The organism is Kitasatospora phosalacinea (assembly GCF_000716545.1).
GTDB classification, from domain to species: domain Bacteria; phylum Actinomycetota; class Actinomycetes; order Streptomycetales; family Streptomycetaceae; genus Kitasatospora; species Kitasatospora phosalacinea.
The window spans coordinates 22224-30115 of sequence record NZ_JNWZ01000084.1; the positions used below are offsets into that span (position 1 = coordinate 22224).

Annotated in this window: 9 protein-coding genes; 6 read left to right on the forward strand and 3 right to left on the reverse strand. The window is 74.9% G+C overall.

Going from position 1 to position 7892, the window contains the following annotated elements; genetic code table 11:
- Positions 1-48: 48 nt before the first annotated feature.
- On the forward strand, positions 49-729 hold the full coding sequence (locus OO48_RS30265) for a TetR/AcrR family transcriptional regulator (RefSeq protein ID WP_051733157.1): 681 nt from the start codon (positions 49-51) through the stop codon (positions 727-729).
- Positions 730-741: 12 nt separating this feature from the next.
- Here OO48_RS30265 and OO48_RS30270 read toward each other — a convergent pair whose 3' ends face one another.
- Positions 742-1182, reverse strand: a complete 441-nt coding sequence (locus tag OO48_RS30270) for a MarR family winged helix-turn-helix transcriptional regulator (protein WP_033222073.1) — start codon at positions 1180-1182, stop codon at positions 742-744.
- 59 nt (positions 1183-1241) lie between these two features.
- On the opposite strand from OO48_RS30270, the gene OO48_RS30275 reads away from it, so the two are divergent.
- Both OO48_RS30275 and OO48_RS30280 read left to right on the forward strand, forming a co-directional pair.
- Complete coding sequence (locus tag OO48_RS30275; RefSeq protein ID WP_033222075.1) at positions 1242-1631, forward strand: VOC family protein; 390 nt, start codon at positions 1242-1244, stop codon at positions 1629-1631.
- 27 nt (positions 1632-1658) lie between these two features.
- A complete protein-coding gene (locus OO48_RS30280; protein ID WP_033222077.1) occupies positions 1659-2300 on the forward strand; it encodes a DUF6629 family protein in 642 nt (213 codons plus the stop codon).
- Here the strand turns inward: OO48_RS30280 and OO48_RS30285 are convergent.
- The gene (locus tag OO48_RS30285; protein ID WP_033222079.1) at positions 2222-3121 is read right to left on the reverse strand and encodes a winged helix-turn-helix transcriptional regulator; all 900 of its coding nucleotides are present in this window, start codon (positions 3119-3121) and stop codon (positions 2222-2224) included. The genes OO48_RS30280 and OO48_RS30285 overlap by 79 nt on opposite strands.
- Before the next feature lie 86 nt (positions 3122-3207).
- Here OO48_RS30285 and OO48_RS30290 point away from each other — a divergent pair, with 86 nt between their 5' ends.
- Positions 3208-4485 (forward strand): MFS transporter, encoded by a 1278-nt coding sequence (locus tag OO48_RS30290; protein ID WP_033222080.1) that lies wholly within the window; start codon positions 3208-3210, stop codon positions 4483-4485.
- Here OO48_RS30290 and OO48_RS30295 read toward each other — a convergent pair.
- Positions 4482-5315 (reverse strand): polysaccharide deacetylase family protein, encoded by an 834-nt coding sequence (locus OO48_RS30295; RefSeq protein WP_033222081.1) that lies wholly within the window; start codon positions 5313-5315, stop codon positions 4482-4484. The genes OO48_RS30290 and OO48_RS30295 overlap by 4 nt on opposite strands.
- A gap of 86 nt (positions 5316-5401) precedes the next feature.
- On the opposite strand from OO48_RS30295, the gene OO48_RS30300 reads away from it, so the two are divergent.
- Positions 5402-6505 (forward strand): calcium:cation antiporter, encoded by a 1104-nt coding sequence (locus OO48_RS30300; RefSeq protein WP_033222082.1) that lies wholly within the window; start codon positions 5402-5404, stop codon positions 6503-6505.
- 45 nt (positions 6506-6550) lie between these two features.
- Complete coding sequence (locus tag OO48_RS40845; RefSeq protein ID WP_280842443.1) at positions 6551-6682, forward strand: hypothetical protein; 132 nt, start codon at positions 6551-6553, stop codon at positions 6680-6682.
- Positions 6683-7892 lie beyond the last annotated feature (1210 nt).

The window sequence follows — 7892 nt, forward strand, 5'->3', positions numbered from 1 at the left end:
CGCCCCGCCGACCGCCCCTCCCGGGAGCGACGGCGCGCCTCGCACTCCATCGAGGCCGTCCTCGGCGCCGCGGTGGAACTGCTGGACGAATCGGGCGAACCGGCCCTGACCATCCGCGGCCTGGCCGGCCGGCTCGGCACCGGCGTCGGCAGCGTCTACTGGTACGTCTCGGGCCGGGAGGACCTGCTGGACCGCGCCGTCGACCACGTCCTCGGCGGAGTGCTGGCCGAGATCGAGCGGCACCCCGGCACCGGCGACCCGGTCGACGAACTGCGGAGGATGGCCGTCACGCTGTTCGACGCGGTGGTGGACCGTCCGTGGCTGGGCTCGCGCTTCATGCGCAACATCGACACCGAGGGCAACTCGCTGCGGCTCTACGAGGAGCTGGGGCGGCAGCTGCTGCGGCTCGACCTCACCCCGCTGCAGCGCTTCCACGCCGTAACGGCGGTGGTCGGCGTGGTGGTCAGCAGCGCCGCCGACCTGGGCCAGGAACCGCCGCAGGCGGTGGTCGACGGCCTGGTGGAGCGCGAGGAGTACCTCGGCCGGTACGCCACCAACTGGCGCGCGCTCGACCCCGGGGAGTACCCCTTCCTGCACGACATCGTCGACGCGTTCGACGGCCACGACGACAAGCAGCAGTTCCTCGCCGCCCTCGACCTGACCCTGAACGGCCTGCGCCTGCAGGCCGGACAGCGCCCGGGCCCCGGCGCCCGGACCGAGGGCCCCTGACGCCTCCGGCGCTCAGCCCCCGGTGTGCAGGCGCAGCAGCAGCCCGTGCAGGGCGGCGCGTTCGGCGGGGTCGAGCGGGGCGAGGACGGCGTCCTGGACGGCGCGGGCCTCGGCGTGGAGTTCGGCGAGGCGGGCGCGGCCGGCGTCGGTGAGGGTGAGGGTGAGGCGGCGGCGGTCGGCGGCGTCCCGGGTGCGGTCGATCCAGCCGCGGGCGGCGAGCAGGTCGGCGGCCTTGGCGAGGTCGCTGGGGTCGAGGCGCAGGCGGGCGGCGAGTTCGCGCTGGGTGTGCGGGCCGAGGTCGGCGAGGGCGGCGAGGGCCGCGTGGTGGTAGAGGCGCAGGCCGTCGGCGGCGAGGCGTTCGGCGAGTCGGGTGCGGGCGTCCTTGCCGGTGCGGGAGAGCAGGTAGGTCGTCAGTTCGCGGAGCGAGGGCGGGGTTCCGGTGGGATCGGCCATGGGGTCAATCATAGGTTCACCCCTATAGTGGGTGCCTACCCACTATTCTGGAGGTGCCCGTGGACGCGCTCCACCCCCGCCTGCTGGTCGCCGACTTCCCGGCCTGCTTCGCCTTCTACGACGCCGTCCTGCCGCCACTGCTCGGCGCCCGCCTCGTCCAGGGCTCCGCGCGGGGCCCGTACGCGCACTGGGACGTCGACGAGCAGGCCGTGCTGGTGCTGTTCGACCGGGCCGCGATGGCCGGCGCCCTGGGCGAGGAGCCGCCCGCGCCCCGGGGCGACATGTTCGTCTGCCGGGTCGCGGACGTGGACGCCGCGCACGACCTGGCCGTGCGCAGCGGGGGCACCGGGGCGCTGCCGCCCACCGACCGGCCGGAGTGGGGCCGGGGGATGCGCACCGCCCACCTGCGCGACCCGGAGGGCCGGCTGATCGAGTTCCAGTCGTACTGACGGGCCGTCGGCTCGTACGCTGGCCCGGTGTGCTGGAGCGCCGAGGCCGACCTGATCGCCGGGAGCGCCGTGGCGGCGGTCGGCGTCGCGGCGGCGGTGCGCGCCGGAGCGTCGCGGCGGCTGCCGCTGGCCGCGCTGCCGCTGCTGCTGGGCGCGCACCAGGTGGTGGAGGCGGGCGTGTGGGCGGGCTGGGCGTGGGCCCGGACGGCGTGGGCGGTGATCGCGCTGCCGCTGCTGCCGCTGTACGTCCCGGCGGCGGTGTGGTGCGCGACCCGCCGCCGCGCCGCCGCGTGGTTCACCCTGCTGGGCGCGGCCGTGGCCGTCCCGCTGGCGTGCGCCGTGGCCCGGCGGCCGGTGGCGGCGCACGCGCACGGGCACACCCTGGGCTACGCGGTCGGCGTCCCGGCGCCCGGCGTGCTGCTGGCCGGTTACCTGGCGGCGGTGCTGGGCGCGCTGCTGTGCTCGGGCGATCGGCACCTGCGGCTGCTGGGCTGGATCACCGGGGCGGGCGCGCTGGTGTGCGGCCTGCTGTGGCGGCTGGCGTTCGTCTCCACCTGGTGCGCGCTGGCCGCGCTCGCCTCGGTGCTGCTCTACCGCTGGGCGGTCGTCAACTCGTCGAGCAGCGCCAGGACTTCGGCCACCGAGCCGCCCGGGTCGGGCACCGGGTAGAGCACCGCGCGCACGGTGCGGGCGGCGTCGACCACCAGGGTGAGCCGCTTGAGCCGGTCGGCGCCGCCGGCCCGGAAGGTGGGCAGCCGCAGGGCTCCGGTCAGCCGCAGCGCGGCGTCCGAGAGCAGCGGGAACGGGATGGACTGGTGGGCGGCGAACGCGGCCTGCTGGTCGGGGCGCTGGGTGGAGACGCCGTGCACGGTGGCGCCGCGCTCGGTGAAGGCGTCCAGCCGGTCGCGGTAGGTGCAGGATTCGAGGGTGCAGCCGACGGTGCCGGGGATGTCGTCCCAGCCGGGCGGGTAGCCCTGGGTGCCGGGGGCGTAGGCGCCGGGGAAGCAGTACAGCACCGTCCAGGGGGTGCGGCCGACCGGGTCGGCCAGCGGCGGGCGGGCGCTCTCGGAGGCTGCGGGCAGGGCGAGTTCGGGGACGCGGGTGCCGACCAGGGCGTGCACCCGGCGGGTCTCGGCGGAGTCGGGGTCGGCGGTGGCGGTGAGGGTGCCGTCGCCGAGCAGGTGGCGGCCGCCCCAGTCCTGGAGGGCGACCAGCACCGGCAGCAGCCCCCAGCCCTTGTCGGTCAAGTGGTAGGCGTAGCGCGGCGGGTGGGCGTGGTAGAGGCGCTTCTCGACCACGCCGTCCTCGACCAGGGTGCGCAGTCGGGCGGTGAGCACCTTGCGGCTGATGCCGAGCGATTCGTGCAGGGCGTCGAACTGGTGGGTGCCGCCCGCGAGGTCGCGCACCAGCAGCAGGGTCCACCAGTCGCCGACCACGGACAGCGCCTGGGCGATGGAGCAGTCGGTGTCGCCGACGTCGGTGTAGCGCATGCGACCACCTTGCCACTGTCGCGCCCGCACCGCCTATAGTGAGTTCCCAAAGGGAACTCACTGCCTGCCACCAGGGGGAACGCCGCATGAGCACCACCAGCCCCACCCGCGCCGACCGACCGCTGCGGGCCCCCGCCGGCGGCGCGGCCGCCGCCTTCTGGCGCTACTGGACGGCCACCACCGTCAGCGGGCTCGGCGACGCCGTCACCGCGATCGCCCTGCCGCTGACCGCCGTCTCGGTGCTGCACGCGAACGGCTTCCAGGTCGGCCTGGTCACCGCCGCCGGCTACGTCGCCTGGCTGGTGATCGGCCTGCCGGCCGGCGTCCTGGTGCAGCGCCTGCCGCTGCGCGGCACCCAGATCGCCATGGACCTGCTGCGCGCCGCCGCGATCGCCTCCGTCCCGCTGGCCGCCGCGTTCGGCGTGCTCGGCCTGCCGCACCTGGTGGCGGCGGCGCTGCTGGTCAGCTTCGCCGGCGTGGTCTTCGACGTCGGCAACTCGACCTTCCTGCCCAGCGTGGTGCCGGCCGAGCAGCTCACCGCCCGCAACAGCCTGACCTCCGCCACCCACTCGGTGAACCAGCTCGCCGGGCCCTCGCTCGGCGGCCTGCTGGTCCAACTGCTGGGCGCGGCGACCGCGTTGGTGACGGACGCGGTGAGCTTCCTGTGCTCGGCCGCGCTGCTGCGCACCCTGCCGCGGGCCGCCGCCGAGCGCCCCGCGCCCGGCGGCGAACGGCCGTCCTTCCGGGCGCAGATCCGCGAGGGCTGGCGCTACGCGACCCGGCACCCGGTGGTGGGCCCGTGCCTGGCCGAGGCGACCTGCGTCAACTTCGTCTGCGGCGCGCTGATGGCCGTGATCCCGGTGTTCCTGGTCCGCACCGCGCACGCCCCGGCCGGGCTGGTCGGCGTGCTGATGGCCGCCGAGGGCGCCGGCAGCCTGGTCGGCGCGGCGCTCACCCCCCGGCTGGCCGCCCGCTTCGGCACCGCCCGCACCCTGGTCCTGGGTTCGCTGTTCGGCGTGCTCACCGCCCCGCTGATGGCCCTCGCCCCGGGCGGCCCCGGCCTGCTGCTGTTCGCGCTGGGCAACGCCGGGTTCGGCGCCTCCGTCGTGGTGCCCAGCATCCTGACCCGCACCTACCGGCAGGCCACCACCCCCGCCGCCCTGCTGCCCCGGGTGATGGCCACCGTCCGGTTCGTCTCCTGGGGCGCCATCCCGGTCGGCGCGCTGGCCGCGGGCACCGCCGTCTCGCTCTGGGGCGCCCGCACCGCGCTCGCCCTGGCCTGCGCGCTGACGGTGCTCTCCCCCGTCCTGCTGCTCTCCTCCCGGCTGCGCGGCGCCCGCGACCTGACCGACGTCGGCGCCTAGGCTCCGTCCGACAGCCGGACGAACCGGCACCCGGCGTCCAGCATCGCGGGCAGCGCCCGGGCGTAGCCCGCGCCGGTGCCCGCGTCCGGGTGGTTGAAGTGGCTGATCACGATCGATCCGGGCGGCGCGGCGGCCACCGCCCCGGCGACCTGCCCGGGGGTGAACGTCGCCCCGCCGTCCCCGTTCACCGCGAACCCGGCCGCCCGCTCGCCCGCCTCCCCCACCAGCGCCACCGCGACCTCGTCGTAGTGCGCCGTCCCGGACCTGAACCAGCCCGGTGCCCGCCCCAGCAGGGCGGTCAGCTTCGCCCGGTTGCCCGCCACCTCGTCGTACGCGGCGGCCGGGTCCGCCGTCCCGGTGATGCCGTACGCCGAACGGCCGGTCACCGACAGCGGGCGGTGCGCGGTGCCGTGGTTGCCCAGTTCGAACAGCGGGTCGGCGGCCAGTTCGGCGGACGGCCCCGGGTTGGCGTCCACCCAGCGGGAGTTCAGGAACAGCGTGGCGGGCACCCACAGGCGGCGCAGCGTGTCGATCAGCGCGGCGTCGTAGCCGTCGCCGCCCGGCCCGCCGCAGGCGTCGAAGGTCAGCGCCAGCGCCCCGCCGGGGACGGTCGCCACCACGCCCGGCAGGTCGGTGCCCCACTCGTGCGGCGCCCGCCCGGCGTAGCGCGCCAGCACCTGCTCCCGGGACGGCGGGGCGGGCGGCCGGACCGCCGACGGGCTGTCGACCGCCCCCGGGCCGTCGACCGCCACCGGCGCCTGCCGGGCGGGGGCGGCGCAGCCCGCCGCGAGGCCGAGCGCCGCCGCCAGTACCGTCCGCCGTCCGACCATCTCCGCAGCTCCTCGCCGTGTGCCGTCGCCACCGTCACGAGTGTCACTTCCGGGCGGGGCCGGTGCCATCTGCCAAGCTCGGCCGTATGGCTCCCTCCCCCCGGCCGCACTACCTGCAGTGGACGACCGTCGCCCCGGTGCTGGCGTTCCTGCTACTCCTGGCGACCTGGCACCGCGACCTGCCGTGGCCGGTGGTGGCACTGGTGGCCTGCTTCCTGGCGGTGTCGGTGGTGGCCGCGGTGCACCACGCGGAGCTGATCGCGCACCGGGTCGGCGAGCCGTACGGTTCGCTGGTGCTGGCGGTGGCCGTCACCATCATCGAGGTGGCGCTGATCGTCACGCTGATGGCGGACGGCGGCGACAAGAGCGCGGGCCTGGCCCGGGACACCGTGTTCGCGGCCGTGATGATCACCTGCAACGGGATCCTCGGCCTGTCCATCCTGGTCGGCGCGCTGAAGTACCGGGTGGCCGTGTTCAACGCGGAGGGCACCGGCGCGGCGTTCGGCGCGATCGCCACCCTGGCGACGCTGAGCCTGGTGCTGCCGACCTTCACCACCTCCGAGCCGGGCCCGCGGTTCTCCACCACCCAGCTGGTGTTCGCCGCGACCGCCTCGATCGTCATCTACGGCCTGTTCGTCTCGACCCTGACGGTCCGCCACCGGGACTACTTCCTGCCGGTCACCCCGGCGGGCGAGATCGTCGATCCGATGGACGAGCACTCCGAGCCGCCGACCATGCGGGCCACGCTGGTCAGCGTGGCCCTGCTGTCGGTGGCCCTGGTGTCGGTGGTCGGCCTGGCCAAGGGCGTCTCCCCCACCATCGAGCGCGGCGTCGCCGCCGCGGGCCTGCCGGGCGCGGTGGTCGGCGTGGTGATCGCCCTGCTGGTGCTGCTGCCCGAGTCGATCGCCGCCGTCCGGGCCGCCGTCCGCAACCGGGTGCAGATCAGCCTCAACCTGGCACTGGGCTCGGCGCTGGCCTCGATCGGCCTGACCATCCCGGCGGTGGCGGTCGCCTCCACCTGGCTCTCCGGCCCGCTCGAACTCGGCCTGGGCGCGAACCACATGATCCTGCTCGCACTGACCGTCGCGGTCGGCACCCTGACCGTCATCCCCAAGCGCGCCACCCCCCTGCAGGGCGGCGTCCACCTGGCGATCCTCGGCGCCTACCTGGTCCTCGCGGTCAGCCCCTGACCCCGGCCGGCCCCGGGGATCCGCCGACCACCGGAGCGTGCGCCCGTGTCGGGGAGCGTGCTGGCCGACCTGTGCGGCGACGCGGTCATGACCGAGGTGCCGTTCGCCCCGCCGAGGATCCCGCGCCGCACCGAGACCGCCCGGAAGCAGCTGCGGGCACCCTCGGCGACGTGCTGACGGCGCACCGGGGCGGCGGCCGGTTCCGCTCGTTCACTGACGACGGCCGTCGGCGCCGGTGGAGCCGGACCCCGCGCCGCCGCCGGGCTCGGACGCTTGTCCCGGGCCCGCGGTGGGGCCGCTCAGGGCAGCCGGTTGCCGTAGAACGGGCCGTTCTACGTTCACTCATCCGGTGTCAGGAGGATAGCGGCTCCCGCCCCGGCGAGCGATGGAGTTCAGGGGGGTTCCCCACGCTACCGACGACAGCGCCGGCATCTCCTCCCCCTGTACCGCTGACCTGGGAGAACCGGTGCTCGGGCGGCGGCTGCCACAGCAGTAGCTCGACAGCCCGGCGCCAAGACAACCAGCTTCACCGCGTGATCGGCACCGGCCAGCCGCAGAGACCTCCGTTCCCGGGTACCAGCAGGTGGGCCAGGGTGTACTCGGACCGATGCTGACTTTTGCTGACCTTGCCTGACGACCCGTCACCACTGATTCACCGAACGGGACGGCACCAGTGGCAGCACAGCATCGCGTCCCTGCCGGAAGAACACCCGGCCGGGCACCTGACTCCAAGTGCCGTCGGCAGAGCCAAGTCCCATGGATATCGGCGTATCGCTCAACTGCCTCCCCACCATGGGCGTCAGCGAGATCCACCGGAGCAGGCGGATTTCCACGCCTCCAGTACGAGGTTCACCACCAGGCGGTCACTGCTGCCGTCCTTCCACGTCCTCAGCCAAGTCCGCCCGGTAGGAAGCACAGCACCGCCGACAGGGCCGATCCACACTCTTCCGCGGGTACGACGGGAGAGCACGTCAAACAGCAGGCCACGCTCGCACGGGAGGGCGTCATATCCCAGCATCTGGTGGACCACCGCACCGACAGACCCCGCACGAGCGGGGGTCTGCCGCCGCTCGTACGGCAGCAGCCGGGCACCGGCGAGTCCTCCCCGCGCGAGCGGGGGTCTGCCACCCAGTACGTCTGCTCCGGCGTGATCCCCCTCGTCCTCCCCTCGCGAGCGGAGGTTGCTCGCGCCCCAAGCGTGAGTACGAGGACGACTTCTCGACCCCGCGCTCGCGAGGGTTACTCCATGGCCATGGCCACCACCCAGCTGCATCTGTTCCTGCCCCTTAGAGGGCGTTAAGTCCGTTTCTGGTAGCGGCCGCGTCCGGGTTGATCGAGGAGTCCCTGACGAACGAGTCGTCCCAGGCGGGAGCGGGTGACGTTGATC

What these genes read in the sequence shown, in the direction of transcription:
- OO48_RS30285 (WP_033222079.1), bottom strand. Translation starts at nt 3,121, where the DNA reads ATGCGCTACACCGACGTCGGCGACACCGACTGCTCCATCGCCCAGGCG.
- OO48_RS30270 (WP_033222073.1), bottom strand. Translation starts at nt 1,182, where the DNA reads ATGGCCGATCCCACCGGAACCCCGCCCTCGCTCCGCGAACTGACGACC.
- OO48_RS30290 (WP_033222080.1), top strand. Translation starts at nt 3,208, where the DNA reads ATGAGCACCACCAGCCCCACCCGCGCCGACCGACCGCTGCGGGCCCCC.
- OO48_RS30300 (WP_033222082.1), top strand. Translation starts at nt 5,402, where the DNA reads ATGGCTCCCTCCCCCCGGCCGCACTACCTGCAGTGGACGACCGTCGCC.
- OO48_RS30295 (WP_033222081.1), bottom strand. Translation starts at nt 5,315, where the DNA reads ATGGTCGGACGGCGGACGGTACTGGCGGCGGCGCTCGGCCTCGCGGCG.